Raw genomic sequence first — 19,177 nt, 5'->3', positions numbered from 1 at the left:
AACTACTGGATAAACAAACAGCATTTCGGTATTTAATAACTGCTACCAGCGAGTGTCATTTTCACAAGGAATGCCATCACGGTCGCCATCCATTTTAGTATTCGGACAATTGGCAACAAAAAACTCAGCTTCAGCTCTGGAGCGCATCTGACTGCAATGTTGCCGGCCATCACACTGAAAGCTCTGGTTTAATTGCAGCTGAGGCTCTGCCGCCACTGCCTCAACCGGCACAGGAAGCGATTCCGATACCGGCAGCGATTCTGGCATTGGCGCCACCGTTTGTGTGCGTTGCCACCATTGCCAACCGCCAATCAACACCACCAACACTAACAGTTTGTTCAGCATCACAAGTTCCTTTTGCAGTAACAGTTAAGTTGCTTTATGCAACATTTACCCAATCCTGACAATTCCCAACGTTGATTTTTTCAGCGTCACAAATTAGAATGAACGTTCACTCTAATTTGGAGATCATTCCCATGCAGCCTATTCGTCGTCCACAACCCCTGCTGCCAAGCACTGTGACCCTGCTCGCCAGCGCCTTATTTTTAAGCGCCTGTGGCCAGCCAGCACCTGCAGCACAAGGTGCTGGCCCGGCCGTGGTGCCGGTAGGTGTCGTCACTTTAAAGACGCAGGACGTGACCTTAAGCCGTGAATTACCAGGCCGGGTGCAGGCCGCGCAGATTGCTGAAATCAGGCCACAGGTCAGCGGCATTGTGCTGGCGCGCCACTTCACTGAAGGCAGCACAGTCGCTGCCGGAACCGCTTTGTATCAGATTGACCCGGCGCCCTTTGAAGCCGCTTTATTAAGCGCAAAAGCCGCAGAATCCAAAGCCAAAGCCAATATCGCCAGCAGCAAAGCCAAAGCAGAACGTTACCGCGAACTGCTGAAAATCAAAGCCGTCAGCCGGCAGGATTTTGATGAAGCCGAAGCCGCCTTCCTGCAGGCGCAGGCCGAATTACAAAGTGCCAAAGCGCAAATCAACAGCGCGCAGATTAATCTGAGCTACAGCAAAGTGCTGGCACCTATCAGCGGCCAGATTGGCAAATCAACTGTCACCACCGGCGCGCTGGTCAGCAGCGGCCAAAGTCAGGCTCTGGCGACTGTGACGCAACTTGACCCTATCTACATCGATTTAACGCAATCAAGCAGCGAACTGTTGGCATTAAAGCAAGCACTCGCCAAAGGCATAGTCGGAAAGGCAGCCACGCAGACAGAAGTCAGCCTGACACTGGAAGACGGCAGCACTTACGCCCACAAAGGCAGGCTGCAATTTAGCGAAGTGACGGTTAACCCGGACACCGGCTCCGTCACGCTGCGCGCCAGTTTCCCGAACCCGGACCAGCTGTTACTGCCGGGCATGTATGTGCGCGCCACTGTACAAGAAGGCCTGCAGGCAAACGCCTTACTGGTGCCACAGCGTGGCGTCAGCCGCAATGCCAAAGGCGAAGCCACGGCGCTGGTGGTTAGCAAAGACGGCAAAGTCGAACCGCGGGTGCTGCAAACCAACCGCACCATCGGCAGCAACTGGTTAGTCACCGCCGGTCTGCTGGATGGCGACCAGCTCATCGTCGAAGGCCTGCAAAAAGTGCGGCCGGGCGCTGTGGTGCAGGCGGTACCTGCGACTTCCACCGCAGTCACTTCAGCTGCTGCAACTTCCGACAGCAAAGGTTCTGCCCAGGCAGCGCCGGCTGCAGCCCGTTAAGCGAGGTGTTTGATGTCGCATTTTTTTATTAACAGACCAATTTTTGCCTGGGCACTGGCCATTATGGTGATGCTGGCCGGTGTGCTGGCGATCCGAGCCCTGCCCGTCGCGCAGTACCCATCCATCGCACCGCCGGCGATCAGCGTCAGTGCCAGTTACCCGGGCGCCTCCGCCCGCACGCTGGAAGACACCGTCACCCAGGTGATTGAGCAGAAAATGAAAGGCCTCGATGGCCTGATGTATATGTCGTCGACTTCTGAGTCGAGCGGTCAGGTCACGCTGACGCTGACGTTTAATGCCGAAACCGATCCGGATATCGCTCAGGTGCAGGTGCAGAACAAACTGGCACTGGCCACGCCGCTGTTACCGCAGGAAGTACAGCGCCAGGGTGTGACTGTGGCTAAGTCGGCACGTAACTTCTTGATGGTGGTGGGTTTTGTCTCGGAAGACGGCAGCATGACCAACATCGACATTGGTGATTATGTCGCGTCCAACGTGCAGGACATTATCTCGCGTGTCGAAGGTGTCGGCGAAGTGCAGTTATTCGGCTCACAATATGCGATGCGTATCTGGCTGGACCCGGCCAAACTGCAGAATTTTAACCTGACACCGGCTGATGTAAGCAACGCTATTGTGGCGCAAAACGCTCAGGTGTCCGCCGGTCAGCTCGGTGGTTTACCGGCTGCGCAAGGCCAGCAACTCAATGCGACTGTCACAGCCCAAAGCCGGCTGCAAACGCCGGAGCAGTTCCGCAATATTTTGCTGAAAAGCGCCTTGGATGGCAGCTCTGTACGTTTAAGTGACGTGGCGACCGTTGAACTCGGTGGTGAAAGCTACAACGTGGTGGCGCGTTATAACGGCAAACCAGCCTCAGGTATCGGTATTAAACTGGCGAGCGGCGCCAATGCGCTCGATACCGCCGATGGCGTCAAACAAGCCTTAGCTGATTTAACGCCTTATTTCCCGACCGGCCTCAAAGCGGTCGTGCCTTACGACACCACGCCTTTTGTGTCTTTATCAATTGAAAAAGTGGTGCATACGCTGATTGAAGCAGTCGTGCTGGTATTTTTAGTGATGTATCTGTTTTTACAGAACTTCCGCGCCACGCTGATCCCAACCATCGCGGTACCGGTGGTGCTGCTTGGCACTTTTGCCATCCTCTATGCCTTTGGTTATTCGATTAATACCCTGACCATGTTTGCGATGGTATTGGCGATAGGTTTGCTGGTCGACGACGCCATCGTCGTGGTGGAAAACGTCGAACGGGTGATGACCGAAGAAAATCTTTCACCGCTTGCGGCTACGCGCAAATCGATGGACGAAATCAAAGGCGCTTTAGTCGGTATCGCCATGGTGTTGTCGGCGGTATTTGTGCCGATGGCGTTTTTCGGCGGTTCTACCGGTGTGATTTACCGCCAGTTTTCGATCACTTTGGTCTCGGCGATGGCGCTGTCAGTGCTGGTCGCATTGATTTTAACGCCGGCGCTTTGTGCCACTTTGTTAAAACCCAGCCATGTGCCAAATCCAAGCTCGCTGGCCGGCCGTTTTTTTGGTGGTTTTAACCGCGGTTTTGATAAAACCAATCAGGGTACCCAGGGTTTTGTCGCGCGGATGATTAAGCAAAGCAAACGTTATCTGCTGGTTTACGGCGTGATTTTGGGCGGTTTGTTGTATGTATTCAGCCAGTTACCTTCAGCATTTTTGCCGGACGAAGATCAGGGCATTTTGTTTAATCAGGTCGTGTTACCGGCTGGCAGCACCACAGAACAAACCTTGGGTGTTGTGGAAAAAATGGAACAGCATTTCCTGGTCGACCAACAGGAAGCAGTGAAATCGATTTTCACTGTGGCAGGCTTTAGTTTTGCCGGCTCCGGTCAAAACGCTGCGATTGGCTTTGTCAGCCTGAAGCACTGGGATGAGCGGCAGCGGCCGGACCTGCATGTCGGCGCTGTCGCCGGTAAAGCTATGGGTTATTTCGCCACCATCAAAGAAGCTTTTGTCTTTGCCTTCCCGCCACCGGCAGTAGTGGAACTGGGCACAGCCAACGGCTTTAACATCTATCTGCAGGACCGTGCTGGTCTTGGTCACGACCAACTGCTGCAGGCGCGCAATATGCTGCTCGGCATGGCGGCAAAAAGCCCGGTGCTGGCCGGTGTGCGGCCGAATGGCCAGGAAGATACACCGGAGCTCAAACTCGACATTGATTTAGCCAAAGCTGAAGCGCTGGGTGTCAGCCAAAGCAGTATCAACAGCACACTCGCCACAGCCTGGGGCAGTAGTTATGTCAATGATTTTATTGACCGTGGCCGGGTGAAAAAAGTCTTCCTGCAAGGTGCAGCCGACAGCCGGATGGCGCCGGAAGATTTAAGTAAATGGTATGTACGCAACAGCAAAGGCGACATGGTGCCGTTCAGCGCCTTCGCCAGCAGCCACTGGAGCTATGGCTCGCCACGGCTGGAACGTTACAACGGTTTCTCCGCGATGGAAATTCAGGGCGCCGCCGCACCGGGTTACAGCACGGGTCAGGCGATGGATGAGATGGAAAAACTGGTGAAACAACTGCCTGCCGGCGTCGGCTTTGAGTGGACAGGCATCTCTTATCAGGAACGGTTAAGCGGGGGGCAGGCGCCGATGTTGTATGCCTTGTCGCTGCTTGTTGTATTCCTCTGTCTGGCCGCTTTGTATAACAGCTGGTCGGTACCGGCGGCGGTAATGATGATTGTACCTTTGGGTGTGTTCGGTGCCGCGCTGGCTGCGCTGGTGGGCAATCTCTCCAACGACATCTACCTGCAGGTTGGTTTGCTGACCACTATGGGCCTGGCGTCGAAAAACGCCATTTTAATTGTCGAGTTCGCCATTGCGCGGATGGAACAAGGCTTAGGTCTGGTCGACGCTGCGGTCGAAGCGGTTCGGCTGCGGCTGCGGCCTATCCTGATGACGTCGATGGCCTTTATCTGTGGTGTATTGCCGCTCGCGATCGCTTCCAGTGCCGGTTCAGGTGCGCAAAACGCGCTGGGTATTTCGGTGATTGGCGGCACGCTGGCGTCAAGTATTTTGGCCGTAGTCTTTGTGCCGCTGTTTTTTGTGCTGGTGCGCCGGCTGTTCCCGCTCAAAGCGGCCGCAGATACTCAGGGTTAAGGAGCTTTCCATGTTATTGCAATTCAAACAAACCGGCAGCTTCCGGTTGAAAACACTGAGCGTCCTGACAGCCATCGCTTTGACCGGATGTTCGTTAGCACCGGATCTGCCGCCAGCTCCGAGCGCAGTGCCGACAGCTTATTCGCAAACGCCAGCGGATACAGCGACTCCACAGGCCGCTGACTTGTCCTGGCAGGCATTTTTTCAGGAGCCGCGGCTGCAGCAGTTGTTAACACAAGCGCTGGCACAGAATCATGATCTGAAACTGGCGGTGCTGAATGTCGAGCGGGTACGGGCGCTGTATCAAATCAGCGACAGCAATCGCTATCCGGCGCTGGATTTATCCGCCAGCCAAAGCCGGCAACGGCTGCCGGCAGATCTCAGTCAGAGCGGCAGCGCATCCATCCAGCAGCAGGCCAGCGTGACTGTGGGCAGCAGCTGGGAGCTCGACCTGTTTGGCAAAGTGCGCAATCAGTCCGAACAGGCGCTGCAGCAACTGTTCGCCGGTGAAGCAGCGCAGCAGGCGGCGCAGGTCAGTCTGCTTTCCGAAGTCGCCACCAGCTGGTACAGCTATGCCAGCAATCTGCAGCTGTTAACGCTGGCGCAGCACAGCGCCGCCAGCTACCAGCAAAGCCTGCAACTGACTGAGCGCAAAGTCGCGCTTGGCGCGGCGTCAGAGCTGACACTGAGTCAGCAGCAAAGCCTGCTGGCAAGCAGTCAGGCCGATGTGGCGCGGTATCAGCGTTTACTGCAGCGTGATTTAAACGCGCTGCAGTTGCTGGTCGCACAGCCCGGTGCCGATCTCAGCGCCTGGCTGCCAACAGCGCAGGAGTCATTGCAACAATCCAGCCTGCAGCTGCCCGAACTGGCACCGGGCAGCCCGGCGTTATTGCTGACGCAACGACCCGATATTCAGCAGGCCGAACATCAGCTCAAAGCGGCCAACGCCAATATCGGCGTGGCACGGGCGGCGTTTTTCCCGTCCATCAGCCTCACCGCCAGCGCCGGTACTGCGTCGAATGAACTGAGCGGTTTATTTAACGCCGGCAGCGGCAGCTGGAGCTTTGTGCCGAACATCAGCCTGCCAATTTTTAATATGGGCCGCACGCAGGCCAACTTGCAGCTGGCTGAAACAGACCGTACTATCGCGCTCGAAACCTATCAGCACAGTATTCAGCAGGCGTTTCGCGAAGTGTCAGATCAACTGGCCGACAAAGCCGGTTATCAGGCCCAGCTGAAAGCGCTGCAGGACCTGGAACGCAGTAGTTTTCACAGTAAACAGCTCAGTCAGGCGCGCTATGACGCCGGCGCTGACAGTTATCTGCAACTGCTGGACGCCGAACGCAGCTGGTACAGCGCAAGACAGCAGCTGAGCACAGCACGGCTGAATTATCTGCAGGCGCAACTGGGGCTGTATAAGGCTCTGGGCGGTGGCTGGCAGGAGCTGCAAACTCAGACCGGCAGCACCACGGCGCAGCAATAAAAGACGTAGCGACAAACGACGCATTAACACCAAGCGGAGGAAACAACATGACGACAAAAACCAGACGACAAGACCCGCAACTGGCGCAAAGCCGGCGGCTGCAAGTGCTGGACGCGGCGTCTGATTGTTTCCGCCGCCGCGGTTATCACGGTGCCGGCATGGCGGAAATTTCCAAAACCGCCGGCATGAGCCCGGGCCATATCTACAACTATTTTGATAGCAAAGAAGCCATTATCGACGCCATCATCGAGCGTGATATGGAAGAGATGTTTTCGGTGTTTAACGGCTTTTTGCAGGCTGAAGGCCTGTTACTGGACGTGATGCTTGCTGGTTGTGAAGATGGCGTCGACAAACATCTGGATGTGGAAAAAGGCGCGTTAAAACTGGAAATGATTTCCGAAGCAGCACGCAACGACAAAGTCGCGTTGTCGCTGCAGGCTTCCGACACTGAAGCGCGCCGGCTGATGAAACAGCTGCTGCGCCGCGACGGCAGCCTGGTGCGCGACTTGCCGGAGCCTGAACTCGACAGCCGCATCAGCGTGATGTTTGCGCTGTTTGGCGGCCTGATGATCCGCCGGGTGTTAAATCCACAACTGGACCGCGAGACGGTACTGCTCGCGTTAAAACCGGTGATCCGTACCCTGTTGTCACCGTTCTGAGTAAACCGCGGTCGCCGCTCTGAGCGCAAGTTGCTGGCTCAGTGCGGACGCTGGCCGCCCCCGCCAAAAGTCTAAGTTCGCCGGTTGAAAAAAACGGCTAAAGTCTCAGCAGTTACTTTTGCCGGGATCACTATCATGACCAACACAGCTCAACAGCCAAATCTGCCACTGCAACGTTATCAGCAACTGCACCAGCAGGCTGCTATGGAGCCTGAGCAGTTCTGGCAGCGCGAAGCCGCGCAGCTGGACTGGTTTGAAGCCCCGACGCAAATACTCAGCCAAACCGATGCCGACCATTACCAATGGTTTGCCGATGGTGTGCTGAACAGCTGTTATCTGGCGCTCGACAGCCATGTGCAGCAAGGCCGCGGCGCTCAGACCGCACTGATTTATGACTCGCCGGTGACCGGCAGCAAACATCGGTACAGTTATCTGCAACTGCTGGATGAAGTGTCACTTTTTGCCGGCGTGCTGCAACAACAAGGCGTTGGCAAAGGCGACCGGGTGGTGATTTATCTGCCGATGATCCCGCAGGCGGTGATAGCCATGCTAGCCGTGGCGCGATTAGGCGCTGTGCATTCGGTGGTATTTGGTGGTTTTTCCGCGCATGAACTGGCACTGCGTATCGATGACGCCACACCGAAGGTGATTGTCAGCGCCTCCTGTGGCATCGAAATAAACCGGCTGATTGCCTACAAACCGCTACTCGATGAAGCGCTGGAACTGGCGCAGCATCGGGTAACCAGCTGCATTATTTTCCAGCGCGAACAGTTATTGGCCGAGATGCAAACTGGCCGCGACTTAGACTGGAACCTGGAGCTGACCAAGGCGCATCCGGTCGCTTGTGTGCCAGTGCAATCAACAGATCCGCTGTATATTCTCTACACCTCCGGCACGACGGGCAAACCCAAAGGCGTGGTGCGCGATAACGGCGGCCATGCGGTCGCGCTGTCTTACAGCATGCGTACTATTTATGACTGCGGCCCCGGCGATGTGTTTTTTGCCGCCTCAGATGTCGGCTGGGTCGTCGGCCATTCCTACATCGTCTACGCGCCGTTATTCGCCGGCTGCACGACGATTTTGTATGAAGGCAAACCGGTGTTTACCCCAGACGCTGGCGCTTTCTGGCGGCTTTGCGCTGAATACAAAGTCAAAGTGTTATTCGCCGCCCCCACCGCCTTTCGCGCCGTGCGCAAAGAAGACCCGGAAGCGCTGCTGCAAACTTATGATTTGTCGGCGCTGAAGTACATTTTTATGGCCGGCGAGCGTTTAGATCCGGCTACTTATTTTTGGGTTAGTGAAAAAATCGGCAAACCGGTAATTGACCATTGGTGGCAAACCGAAACCGGCTGGGCCATCAGTGCCAATCCAGCCGGCGTGGCGTTATTACCGGCCAAAGCCGGTTCTGCCACAGTGCCTGTACCCGGCTTTCACGTTGAGATTTTAAGCGACGACGGCTGCCCGCTCGGCCCCAATCAGCAGGGTTATATCGCCATCCAATTGCCGTTGCCGCCCGGTTGCCTCAACACCATTTGGGGCAATGATGAGCGTTTTGTCGACGGTTATCTGCGCACCTTCCCCGGGTATTACGCCAGCGGCGACGGCGGCTATCTCGACGAAGACGGGTATCTCTTTGTCATGGGCCGCACCGACGATGTGATCAACGTCGCCGGCCACCGCCTGTCGACCGGCGAAATGGAGCAAATCGTCGCCAGTCACCCGGCGGTGGCGGAATGTTGTGTGATCGGCATTCATGAACCGATTAAAGGCCAGCAACCACTGGCTATGGTACTGCTGAAAAACGGCAGCAATATAGAAGAATCGGTACTCGAGGCCGAACTGGCAGCTATGGTACGAAAAGAGATTGGCGCTTTGGCTTGTTTTAAAAAAGCCATCATCGTCAAACGTTTGCCCAAAACCCGCTCTGGTAAAATCCTGCGCAAGTTGCTGCGGCAAATCGCCGCAGGCAGCGAATATAGTATTCCGTCGACCATTGACGACCCGGCCTGTCTGGCTGAAATCGAACAAATCATGGCGGACAAAGCTCTGGTCGGCAGCCTGTAAGCCAGCGTCGTCAGGCTGTCCTATACTGTCCCTTTTGGCATAATAAGAGGGACAGTACATGACCACCCGCACCGAACACGACAGCATGGGGGCGCTTGAAGTGCCCCAAAGCGCTTTGTATCAGGCGCAGACCCAACGCGCAGTGCAGAATTTCCAGATAAGCCCCACCCCAATGCCGGCCAGTTTTATCCGTGCCATGTTATTGATTAAACAAGCCGCCGCCCACAGCAACAGCGCGCTGGGCCTGCTCGATGCCGACGTCGCCAGCGCCATCAGTAGTGCCGCCGCCGCTCAGCTGGCGAATCCGGACTGGTCGCAATATCCGGTACCGGTGTTTCAGACCGGCTCCGGTACCAGCAGTAATATGAATGTCAACGAAGTACTGGCGACGCTGGCCAGTCAGGCGCTGGGCCGGCCGGTGCATCCGAATGACCATGTCAATCTCGGGCAAAGCAGCAACGACACAGTGCCGACCGCCATTCACGCCAGCGCGGCGCTGGCGATCCAGCAACAGCTGCTGCCGGCACTGCAACAGTTGCAGCAAGCCATCAGTCAGCAAAATGCAATCTCCGGTCCGGTATTAAAAACCGGCCGCACCCATTTAATGGACGCCATGCCGGTTAAATTTTCGCAGGTTTTTGCCGGCTGGCAGGCGCAGCTTGGTCATGTCGAAACCTTGCTGCAGGAACAGCTGCCGCGGTTACAACAACTGGCACAAGGCGGCACTGCAGTGGGCACTGGCGTCAATGCGGCGCCGGGATTTGCCAGTCGCTTTACGGCGGAACTCAGTCAGCTGACCGGCCTCCCATTTGTACCAAGTGACAATTTTTTCTTTAGCATGGGTACCCAGGATACCGCAGTCGCCTGCTCCGGCGTGCTGAAGACGCTGGCAGTGGCGCTTTTGAAAATTGCCAATGACCTGCGCTGGATGAACTCAGGGCCTTTGGCGGGTCTGGCAGAAATCGAATTGCCGGCGCTGCAACCGGGGTCTTCGATTATGCCGGGAAAAGTTAATCCGGTGATCCCTGAAGCCGTAGCGATGGCCTGTGCCCAGGTGATTGGTTTTGACACCGCCATCACCATCGCCGGTCAGTCTGGTAATTTTGAACTCAATGTGATGCTGCCTTTGGTAGCCAACAATCTGCTTGGCAGTGTGGATTTGCTCAGCGGCAGCTGTGAGGCCTTTGCCCGGCAATGCATTGCAGAGATGAAAGTGCGCGCCGACAACACCACAAGGGTGCTGGCACTCAATCCGATTCTGGTCACTGCGCTTAATCCCCTGATCGGTTACGAAAAAGCGGCGCTGATTGCCAAACAGGCGTATCAGCAGCAAAGGCCGGTGCTGGATGTGGCGCTGGAGTTATCCGGTTTACCAGAAGCGCAGCTGCGGCAATTGTTAGATCCGGCGCGACTGGTATAGCTGCAGTTTTATCCGGCCGAAAGTAGCAACCACACGACTTCATGTTGCAAAAAATCGAAACAACAACACGGCTTTTTCAGCAGTGACGTCACAACAAATGCGTTAGGATACGCAATGAATACCGCCGGCATTGCCGGTGGCCTCAATCGGCTATCAGTGCAGTAACAAAACGGAGTAGTAACGATGGATCTGTGGCAATGGCTGACGCTGGCAGGCGCGGTGATGCTGTCTGGTATCTCCAAAACCAGCTTTGCCGGTAGTCTGGGTTTATTAGCCATGCCGCTGTTATTGCTGGCATTTCCGGCTGACCGTGCACTCGCCTTGTTATTGCCGGTACTCATTCTCTGCGATGCATTTACCCTGCAAAGCAGTTGGAAAAAGTGGGACCTGGCCGCGCTGCGGTTTTTATTACTTCCCGCCATTTTCGGCATTGTCGCCGCCAGCTTTGTGTTGCTGCTGGTGACTATCCAGCAACTGCAGCTGTTTATTGGCATCGGCGCAACCTTGTTTGCACTGCGCTATTTTTACGGCAATGCCGACTTAAGCCTGTTTGCCGGTGCCAAAGCCGGCGTCAGCCTGGGTTTTCTCAGTGGTGTCAGCTCCACCTTATTGCACGCTGGCGGCCCGCCGTTATCGCTGCATCTGCTGGCCCGCCAACTGCCACCGGTCAGCTATATCGCCACCAGTGCAGTGTTTTTTGCCGTGCTGAACCTGCTCAAAGTGCCGGCTTATTGGCTGACCGGTCAGTTTGACCCGGCCGATATTGTCCGGGTGTTGTATTGCACACCGCTGGCCTTTATTGCGGTGCAGGCCGGGGTGTGGGTGCAGCGTAACCTGCCGCAACAGCTGTTTATCCGTTTGTTATATATCTTGTTATTACTCAGTGGTCTGGCTATTACTGCCGGTGCATTAAAGTCATAAATTGGAAGCTCTGAGAAAAGGAATGCCAATGCTAAAACAAGGGTTGAGTCAGTACTGGCGTCAGGGCATCCGTGCTATGCCCGCGCGGGATGTGCATGAACATCACCGCGCATCGACGCCGCTGGAATTGTTATTTGACCTGGTCGCGGTGATTGCGATTGCCGCCGCTGCCGGCGAATTACACCATGCCATCGCCCATGGCCATACACTGGAAGGTGCTGGCAAATTTGTGTTGGCGTTTTTTGCTATCTGGTGGGCCTGGATGAATTTCACCTGGTTTGCCTCGGCTTATGACAATGACGACGCCGTGTTCCGCTTGCTGACGATGGGGCTGATGATTGGGTCTTTGACGATGGCTGCTGGGATCCGGCCGTTTTTTCAGCAGGCTGATTTACTGCTGATAGTGCTGGGTTTTGTCTGGATGCGCATCTGTATGGTGCTGCTGTGGTTGCGCGCCGCCCGTCATGATCCGGCGCACCGGCCGACTTCGCTGACTTATGCCATCGGGCTTATTCTGGTACAAAGCTATTGGGTTGGCCTGCTGCTGATGCAGCCTTTGTCACTGCCAACGTTGTTGCTGCTGTTTGGCGGCGGCGCGGTACTGGAACTGGCGGTGCCGGCTGTTGCTGAGCGCCGCGGTATCACGCCGTGGCATCGTCACCACATGATCGAGCGTTATGGCCTGCTGAATCTGATTGTGCTGGGCGAAACCCTGTTAGCCGGCTCAGTGGCCATCAGCCAACTGCAACAGCTAGCCGTCAGTACCGCCGGCTTCTGGCCGCTGCTGACTTTGGCTTTAGTGCCGCTGCTCGCCATGATCCTGCTGTTTTGTTTGTGGTGGCTGTATTTCTCCCGCGAAGAACATTTAGCAGTGCAAAACCTGCGAATGGCGCTGACCTGGGGTTATGGCCATCTGCTGATTTATGCCGCCGGCGCGGCAGTCGGCGCCGGTATTGCGGTGCAGGTCGACCTGCTCACCGGCCAGGCGCACTTGAGCAGTGCCATGGCAACAGGCGCTGTAGCTATACCGGTCGCTTTTTACCTGTTTGGCCTCTGGCTGGTGCGTGATCGGTTTATCTTCAGCGGCGCCGGTCGTTATTTGCTGTTATGGTTTGTCGGGCTGATCCCGCTGCTCAGCCATCTGCTGGCCGAAACATCAGGCGCCAGCGCGGCGCTTGGCAGTATCACGCTGCTGACACTGCTCGCCGTGTTATTACGCAGCAGCCATGCCTGCTGCCAGGCGTCAGATCCGGCCAGTCACGGTTCAAACCATTCTCAGTCCAGCCATTCGCAAACAGGCCATTCCAAACCGATCCAAGGAGCATCAAATGAGTAATTTAACCCAGGATACCCGCGGTGAATGCAATGAAGCCGCCGGCTGCGGCGCTATTGTCAAAATCATTCAGCCACGGGAAAAAGACTTAGGCGGGTTTTCGGTGCGCCGTTTGTTGCCCGTTGCCGGTCAGCAGATGGTTGGGCCCTGGATTTTCTTTGACCATATGGGCCCGGCATTTTTTTCGGCAGGCTCCGGCATCAAGGTGCGGCCACATCCGCATATTAACCTCGCGACTGTGACCTACCTGTTTGAAGGTGAAATTCTGCACCGCGATTCATTGGGCAGCCTGCAGCCGATCCGGCCCGGTGACATCAATCTGATGGTGGCTGGCCGTGGCATAGTGCACTCGGAACGCGAGCGGCCGGAAGTCACGGCTGTTGATCATCAGCTGCACGGCCTGCAGCTGTGGCTGGTATTACCGGAAGCCGACGAAGAAACCGAGCCGGCGTTTTATCATTATCCGGCGGCAGATATCCCGGCGCTGGACGTTGAAGGCGTGCCGGTGCGCGTCATTATGGGCAGCGCCTACGGCCAGACCTCACCAGTAAAACAATTTGCGCCGACTTTGTATATCGAAGCCAGTCTAAAAGCCGGTCAGCAGCTGGTGTTGCCACAAGCGCCTGAACGCGCTTTATATATTGCGGCCGGCGCAGTCAAAGCGCGCGACACTAAGCTCAAGCAATATGAAATGGCGGTGCTCGATGCCGATACTGTCGTGACTATTGAAGCAGTCAGCGACAGCCGCGTCGCGCTGATTGGCGGTGCCGCCATGGCGCGGCGTTACATCGAATGGAATTTTGTTTCAAGCCGGCGCGAGCGCATCGAACAGGCCAAAGCCGACTGGCAACAGGGGAATTTCCCTAAAGTACCGGGTGATGAAGACGAGTTTATTCCGCTGCCTTGATGGCGCCTGGAATTTGCAGTGTTGCATGCCGACACAATTTTACGCCACGTTGTGGCCAGCACGCTGCAGCTTGCCGTGCCTACCATGGAATTCCAAAGGCAGGTACGGTAAGCAACGCGCCACCGTACAGCAAATCACGACTTAACGTTCATTTTCGACTGGCCATAACTGATCTAATGGGGGCGTGGTCGCGTACCACCGCCATCTGTGCACAACCAGCAACCGCCAATGTCCGAAGCATACAATCCTGCTGATATATCCCGCATTGTTGAAATGGCCTGGGAAGACCGCACACCTTTTGAAGCGATAGAACAGTTGTATGGTCTCAATCAGCACCAGCTGATTAAATTTATGCGGCGCGAACTGAATGCAGGCAGTTTCCGCTTATGGCGGGCACGGACCAGCGGCCGGGTTACCAAACATACCGCGTTGCGATCGCCGGACGTCAAACGCGGTTATTGCCCCAGCCAATATAAACGCTAGGCCAGCTGCTGGCGAGGCAACGCCAGCTTGCGCTACCATTAGCAGATGTTTCAGTTGTCCATAGGAAAGTCCCTATGTGTAACATCCCCCGCTTGCTGCTGCCGGCGCTTGTGCTCTGTGCCACATTCCATTTGCAGGCCGAAACCACCGAAACCTGGAGTACTGAACGCTGTACCGCACTGCGCCAACAAGTTCAGACCGATGCCCTGGCTCAGAATGGCAAACTACAGCAACAACTGCAGCAATACTGTACGGCGGAAAACATCACGCCGGGCAAAATCGTGACTAACACAACACCGAATGTGATACCAGTCCAGCTGGACGTGCCGCCGGAACCAGCAAACTCACAAACGCCACCACAACGGGTGCAGCACAACAGCACGCTGGAGTGGCTTGGCAGTTCCATGCTGTTGGTATTAATCGGTTTTTGGCTGTGGATGGGGCGTAAATAACGCCCCATTGGTAGCGAAGAATCAGGTCAGGTTGGCAATAGTGTCGCTGACACTTTGCGCCACCTGCGCAATTTGTTGCTGTGCCTGATGCGCCTGATTAACCAGCTGGACTCCGTCTTCGGAAAGGCCGCTGGCATTTTTCATCCGGTCCAGCACTGTGTGAGTCAGTGTCATATTGCGCTCAACCACACGCTGGATCTCGACCGTAGAGCTGCTGGTACGCGCTGCCAAATTGCGAACTTCGTCAGCCACCACAGCAAAACCACGCCCCTGCTCACCGGCACGGGCCGCTTCTATCGCCGCGTTTAATGCCAGCAGGTTGGTCTGATCTGCGATGGATTTGATGGTCGTGACGATGGCTGAGATCGCTTTTGACTCGTCATTCAATTGCTCAATTTGCGAAAAGGTCTGCCTGACTTCAGCGGAAATAGAACCCGAGTTTTGTTGCACAGCATCCAATAGTTGCCGGCTTTGGCCCGCGACATCTACTGTGTGCCGCGAAGACTGCAACGCCAAAGCCGCAACCCGCTCGACTTCAAGTTCGTGTAGGACTTTGCCGGTAATATCACAGGCAAACTTAATGACCTTGATCACCTTGCCCTGCTCATCAAAAATCGGATTGTAAGTCGCTTCCAGCCAAACAGTGTTGCCGGCTTTGTCCAGGCGTTCAAACCGACCGTGTTTAAAAGTGCCGGCGCCCAGTTCGGTCCAAAAATCAGGGTGTTGTTGTAAAAAATTGTTGGGACAAAAAACCCGGTGATGCTTGCCCGTGATCTCAGCGCTTTGATAGCCAACCGTGCGCAGAAAATTTTCATTGGCTCGCACTATAGTGCCGTCCGGTTGAAACTCGATCACAGCCATCGATTTATCCAGCGCACTGATAATGGCTTGCTGGTCAGCCAGCTGCGCCATTTTTGCCGTGACATCTGCGGCAAACTTCACAATCCAGCGCACCTTATTATGCTCAGACACCGGGAAATAATTTGCTTCCAGTGTGATCAGTTCGCCATTGCTCTTGTAACGGTTAAAGGTCCCGCTTTGCGCTTCACCTCGCGCCAGCGCCTGCCAAAAACGCTGATAATCGCTGCTGCGCGCATAATCCGCAGCACAGAACATCCGGTGATGCTGGCCAACCACATTAACTTTGTTGTATCCAACCGCAGCTAAAAACAATGAGTTGGCGTCCACAATCTCACCTTGTGGGGTGAACACAATCATCGGTTCCTGCTGTTGCACAGCATGATAAAACAGTTGCTCTAAACTGCTGCTTTGCGGCGCTGCTGCCTTAGTTTGACGCTGAAACATCTGTCCGAACATACTGCACCTGCCTGTTGTGTGGGAGGTCAGCACTTTGGCTGACACGGCAAAAATTGTCGGGTTTGGGGTCATCGAAACAGGTAAATCAGTCCTTTCGTTTGCTGCTGCCAGATCAGATGTTGCAGTAAGTTCCGGGAGCCTTTCGCAAAGCCGGCTGGCAAAAAAAGGGGCTCCTTCCCGGAGCCCCGGTCACGACCACATCTTTGTTCCTTCAGCCCCCCAGCCTCCGGTCAGAGATGTATTGCGAACGCGGTTCAAACAGTAAAACGAACAACTAAGGTATTGAGGTCAACAGCAAGGCGTGACAGGTCGTGCGCCGCTGCGCTGGTCTGATGTGCACCTGCCGAAGTCTGAGTTGCTAAATCGCTGATATTAATGATGTTACGGTCTACCTCACGCGCGACTTTTGATTGTTGCTCGGCGGCACTGGCAATAATGTGATTGCTGTCGCTGATGCGGTTAATTTGTCGGGCAATCATGTCCAGCGCTTCGCCGGCTTTATTGGCTTGCGCTAACGCCAGTTCGGCTTTGTCACGGCTGTGCTGCATCGAGGATACCGCAGCCTGAGTGACGCCACGAATGCTCTGCACCATGCTTTCAATTTCTTTGGTGGAGCTTTGAGTGCGATGCGCCAGCGCCCGCACTTCATCCGCCACGACGGCAAAACCCCGGCCGGCATCACCGGCCCGCGCCGCTTCAATCGCAGCGTTTAACGCCAGTAAATTGGTTTGTTCCGCGATGGCGCGAATAACATCCAGCACTTTGCCGATATGTTGTGACTGCTCGGCCAGATCGCCGACCAACCCCGCGCTGACCGCCATATCTTTGTTAATGTCATGGATAGCCGACAGCGTTTGCTCAACCTGTTGTTTGCCCAGCTGCGTATTTTGCGCCGACTGCGTCGAAGCCTCAGAAGTGGCAAGCGCCGTGTGCGCCACCTCTTCGACCGCAGCGCTCATTTGGGTGATAGCAGCCGCAGCTTGCTGAATTTCATCATTTTGCTGACTGACACCTGCTGCAGCGCTGTCCGTCACTATATTTAATTCTTCCGACGCCGACGCCAGCGTTTGCGACGACGCGGCAATATGACGGATGGTGTCGCGCAGGTTTTGTTGCATAGTCCGCATCGAATCCGCCAGCTCAGCCATCTCATCTTTACCACTGATTTCAATGGATTGCGTCAGATCGCCGCCCGCGACTTTTTGTGCCAGACGCAGGGCACGGCGGACCGGGATCACGATGCTGCGGCTTAACAAAACAGCGGCTGCCGCTGCAATCAGCAAACTGAGCAAGACCATGCCAGTCACATAGTTCCAGCTTTGCAGGTAACTTTGCTCCGATTTATCGGCCTGCTCTGATGCATAACCCGAATTCAGCTCGTTCAGCTGCAGCAGGGCTTTAGCCATTTGATTCGCTGTTTCGGCCAGACTGGTGTTCGCCAACTCAGTCGCTGCGGTGTGATTTTTTGCTTCGACCAAGGCAGTCAAATCGTTTTTCAGCTGGGTATAACGCAGGTAAGCTGCACTGAACTCGTCATAGCTTTGCTGTTCTCCACTGACTGAAATCAGCGGCTCATACTGCTGCCGGATCTGGCCAATATGCTGGTGGATCTCACTGATGCTTTGTTTGGCTGACAGCACTTCAGCATCGCTGCGGGCAATCAAGAAACGCAGCGCGGACACCTGCATCCGCATCACATTCAGATTCAGCTCCGCCAGATGTTCCAGGCTTGGAATGGTGTTTTTATCAATCTGTTCAGTGACTTTGTGCATTGAGTGCATGCTGTACAAGGTGAATATTCCCTGTAACAACATCAACAAACCAACGAATGCAAAACCGAAGGTTAAGCGGGTACTAATCCGGATATTCTGTAACTGCATTGCATGTACCTCGCCTGGGGGGAGACTAAGTCATCCTGGTTCTGACACAGCACTTGCGCCGGTCAAGCTTGGAGACAACTTTAAAGGACAAATGAGACAATAGCAACAGTTGGGACATTTTTTAATCATTTAAGCAAAGTAGAGATGCAAAAGATTGGCAAGATTTATTTACTTCAGCCTGTCACGACGAAAAGCAGCTCAGCAGTGCAAGGTAAGATTGTGCAAGCACAAATATTGCTATTCCCTGTGCCGTAAAATTGCCTGCAGGCTACACTTCGGCATGACACAGATTTGTCCCCACAACGGAGTTTTCGATGGCAGAACAAACAGAATTCAGTGTCCAGCTGCGTTTGCTGGACGGTTATAAATTTGAAATCGACTTTGGCGACGCCGGTCAGCTGCTCAGTGACGAACCACCACCGCTGGGTGCAGGCGAAGGGCCGAACCCGTCGCGTTTATTGGCGGCCGCGGTGGCCAATTGTCTGGCGGCCAGTTTGTTATTTGCGGTGCGTAAATTTAAAGAAGACCCGGGCCAGGTGCAGGCCACAGTGGTCGGCGAACTGGAACGGCAGGACGGCCGCTGGCGCATCGGCAAACTGCAGGTCGGGCTGCAGCTTGGCGCCGATAGCGCGACAATGCCACATCTGGAGCGGGCTTTAAGCCAATTCGAGAATTTTTGTGTGGTGACCCAAAGCGTGCGTCAGGGCATTGAGGTGACAGTACAGGTGCGGGACAGCGCCGGCCAGCTGCTGCATCAGGGCTGAATCCGGCGCATGAACGACGGCGCAGCCAGACCTGCGTAGGCAGCTCTGGCCTGTTTAATTTACTCAGATCTCAACCGGTAATCCGGCTTCCTGCCAGGCCACAAAGCCACCGGCCACTGAGTACACCTTTGCAAAACCCATCTGCTGCAGACTCAGTGCCGCGAGCGCAGAACGGGCACCGGAACGACACATCAGATAAACCGGCCGGCTGGCGAGTTCAGCCAGCGCCTGTTGTGGCTCACAATGTGCCGACACGGCCGGATGCTGGTGAATTTTCATTTCCAGCACGCCACGCGGATAATTCACCGCGCGGTCAACGCGGCCTTGCTGAAATTCATCCGGTTCGCGTACATCAATCAGAATGTTGTGATGATCAGCCAAGACAGCCTGAAGCTGCTGGACCGACACTTCCCGGATCTGGCCGCGGGCTTCTGCCACCAGTTGTTGCGCTGACTTCAGCATGGTTTTTACTCCTGTCATTGATAAAAAAGCTGTGCTGACACTATGGCGCAAAAACAGGCCCAAAATCAGCTGCAGCGCTGTAAAACCGACATTATATTAGGTAATACTAAATTTAAACACTCTCCCTTTGCGGCAGATCAACTCGCGCAGCGCCATTTGCGCCCCCGCTCAACCAGGCACGGAATCATCAG

Annotated in this window: 15 protein-coding genes and 2 pseudogenes; 12 read left to right on the top strand and 5 right to left on the bottom strand. The window is 55.2% G+C overall.

Annotation, left to right across the window (positions count from 1 at the left end; all coding sequences use genetic code 11):
- Positions 1-42 precede the first annotated feature (42 nt).
- A complete protein-coding gene (locus ABNT34_RS17360) occupies positions 43-345 on the bottom strand; it encodes an excalibur calcium-binding domain-containing protein (protein ID WP_348733884.1) in 303 nt (100 codons plus the stop codon).
- A gap of 131 nt (positions 346-476) precedes the next feature.
- On the opposite strand from ABNT34_RS17360, the gene ABNT34_RS17355 reads away from it, so the two are divergent.
- From ABNT34_RS17355 to ABNT34_RS17305, 11 genes are all read left to right on the top strand, one after another.
- Positions 477-1,703, top strand: coding sequence for an efflux RND transporter periplasmic adaptor subunit (locus ABNT34_RS17355; protein WP_348733882.1), 1,227 nt, complete (start codon positions 477-479; stop codon positions 1,701-1,703).
- Positions 1,704-1,715: 12 nt separating this feature from the next.
- Positions 1,716-4,841 carry an efflux RND transporter permease subunit gene (locus ABNT34_RS17350; protein ID WP_348733880.1) on the top strand — a complete coding sequence of 1,042 codons (3,126 nt, stop codon included), beginning with the start codon at positions 1,716-1,718 and terminating at the stop codon, positions 4,839-4,841.
- Between the two features lie 10 nt (positions 4,842-4,851).
- A complete protein-coding gene (locus tag ABNT34_RS17345; protein WP_348733878.1) occupies positions 4,852-6,324 on the top strand; it encodes an efflux transporter outer membrane subunit in 1,473 nt (490 codons plus the stop codon).
- Positions 6,325-6,371: 47 nt separating this feature from the next.
- Entirely contained in the window at positions 6,372-6,983 is a 612-nt protein-coding gene (locus ABNT34_RS17340; protein WP_348733876.1) for a TetR/AcrR family transcriptional regulator, read from the top strand.
- Positions 6,984-7,118: 135 nt separating this feature from the next.
- Positions 7,119-9,047, top strand: a complete 1,929-nt coding sequence (locus ABNT34_RS17335) for a propionyl-CoA synthetase (RefSeq protein ID WP_348733874.1) — start codon at positions 7,119-7,121, stop codon at positions 9,045-9,047.
- A gap of 58 nt (positions 9,048-9,105) precedes the next feature.
- Positions 9,106-10,467, top strand: coding sequence for a class II fumarate hydratase (locus ABNT34_RS17330; protein WP_348733872.1), 1,362 nt, complete (start codon positions 9,106-9,108; stop codon positions 10,465-10,467).
- A gap of 183 nt (positions 10,468-10,650) precedes the next feature.
- A complete protein-coding gene (locus tag ABNT34_RS17325) occupies positions 10,651-11,388 on the top strand; it encodes a sulfite exporter TauE/SafE family protein (protein WP_348733870.1) in 738 nt (245 codons plus the stop codon).
- 28 nt (positions 11,389-11,416) lie between these two features.
- On the top strand, positions 11,417-12,724 hold the full coding sequence (locus ABNT34_RS17320; protein ID WP_348733868.1) for a low temperature requirement protein A: 1,308 nt from the start codon (positions 11,417-11,419) through the stop codon (positions 12,722-12,724).
- Positions 12,717-13,628 carry a pirin family protein gene (locus ABNT34_RS17315; protein WP_348733867.1) on the top strand — a complete coding sequence of 304 codons (912 nt, stop codon included), beginning with the start codon at positions 12,717-12,719 and terminating at the stop codon, positions 13,626-13,628. Before ABNT34_RS17320 ends, ABNT34_RS17315 begins: the two co-directional genes overlap by 8 nt.
- A 228-nt stretch (positions 13,629-13,856) precedes the next feature.
- Positions 13,857-14,111, top strand: a complete 255-nt coding sequence (locus ABNT34_RS17310) for a TIGR03643 family protein (RefSeq protein WP_348733865.1) — start codon at positions 13,857-13,859, stop codon at positions 14,109-14,111.
- 74 nt (positions 14,112-14,185) lie between these two features.
- Positions 14,186-14,563, top strand: a complete 378-nt coding sequence (locus tag ABNT34_RS17305) for a hypothetical protein (protein ID WP_348733863.1) — start codon at positions 14,186-14,188, stop codon at positions 14,561-14,563.
- Positions 14,564-14,584: 21 nt separating this feature from the next.
- Here the strand turns inward: ABNT34_RS17305 and ABNT34_RS17300 are convergent.
- From ABNT34_RS17300 to ABNT34_RS17290, 3 genes and pseudogenes are all read right to left on the bottom strand, one after another.
- A pseudogene (locus ABNT34_RS17300) lies at positions 14,585-14,983 on the bottom strand (methyl-accepting chemotaxis protein); the annotation flags it as partial.
- A 141-nt stretch (positions 14,984-15,124) separates the two neighbouring features.
- Positions 15,125-15,868: pseudogene (locus tag ABNT34_RS17295) on the bottom strand (PAS domain-containing protein); the annotation flags it as partial.
- 266 nt (positions 15,869-16,134) lie between these two features.
- Complete coding sequence (locus tag ABNT34_RS17290) at positions 16,135-17,760, bottom strand: methyl-accepting chemotaxis protein (RefSeq protein WP_348733861.1); 1,626 nt, start codon at positions 17,758-17,760, stop codon at positions 16,135-16,137.
- Positions 17,761-18,074: 314 nt separating this feature from the next.
- Here ABNT34_RS17290 and ABNT34_RS17285 point away from each other — a divergent pair, with 314 nt between their 5' ends.
- On the top strand, positions 18,075-18,524 hold the full coding sequence (locus ABNT34_RS17285; protein ID WP_348733859.1) for an OsmC family protein: 450 nt from the start codon (positions 18,075-18,077) through the stop codon (positions 18,522-18,524).
- A gap of 63 nt (positions 18,525-18,587) precedes the next feature.
- Here ABNT34_RS17285 and ABNT34_RS17280 read toward each other — a convergent pair whose 3' ends face one another.
- On the bottom strand, positions 18,588-18,986 hold the full coding sequence (locus ABNT34_RS17280; protein ID WP_348733857.1) for a rhodanese-like domain-containing protein: 399 nt from the start codon (positions 18,984-18,986) through the stop codon (positions 18,588-18,590).
- Positions 18,987-19,177 lie beyond the last annotated feature (191 nt).

Source organism: Rheinheimera texasensis (assembly GCF_964031785.1).
In the GTDB taxonomy this organism is placed as follows: Bacteria; Pseudomonadota; Gammaproteobacteria; order Enterobacterales; family Alteromonadaceae; genus Pararheinheimera; species Pararheinheimera texasensis_A.
This window is presented reverse-complemented; position numbering and strand designations above follow the sequence as displayed.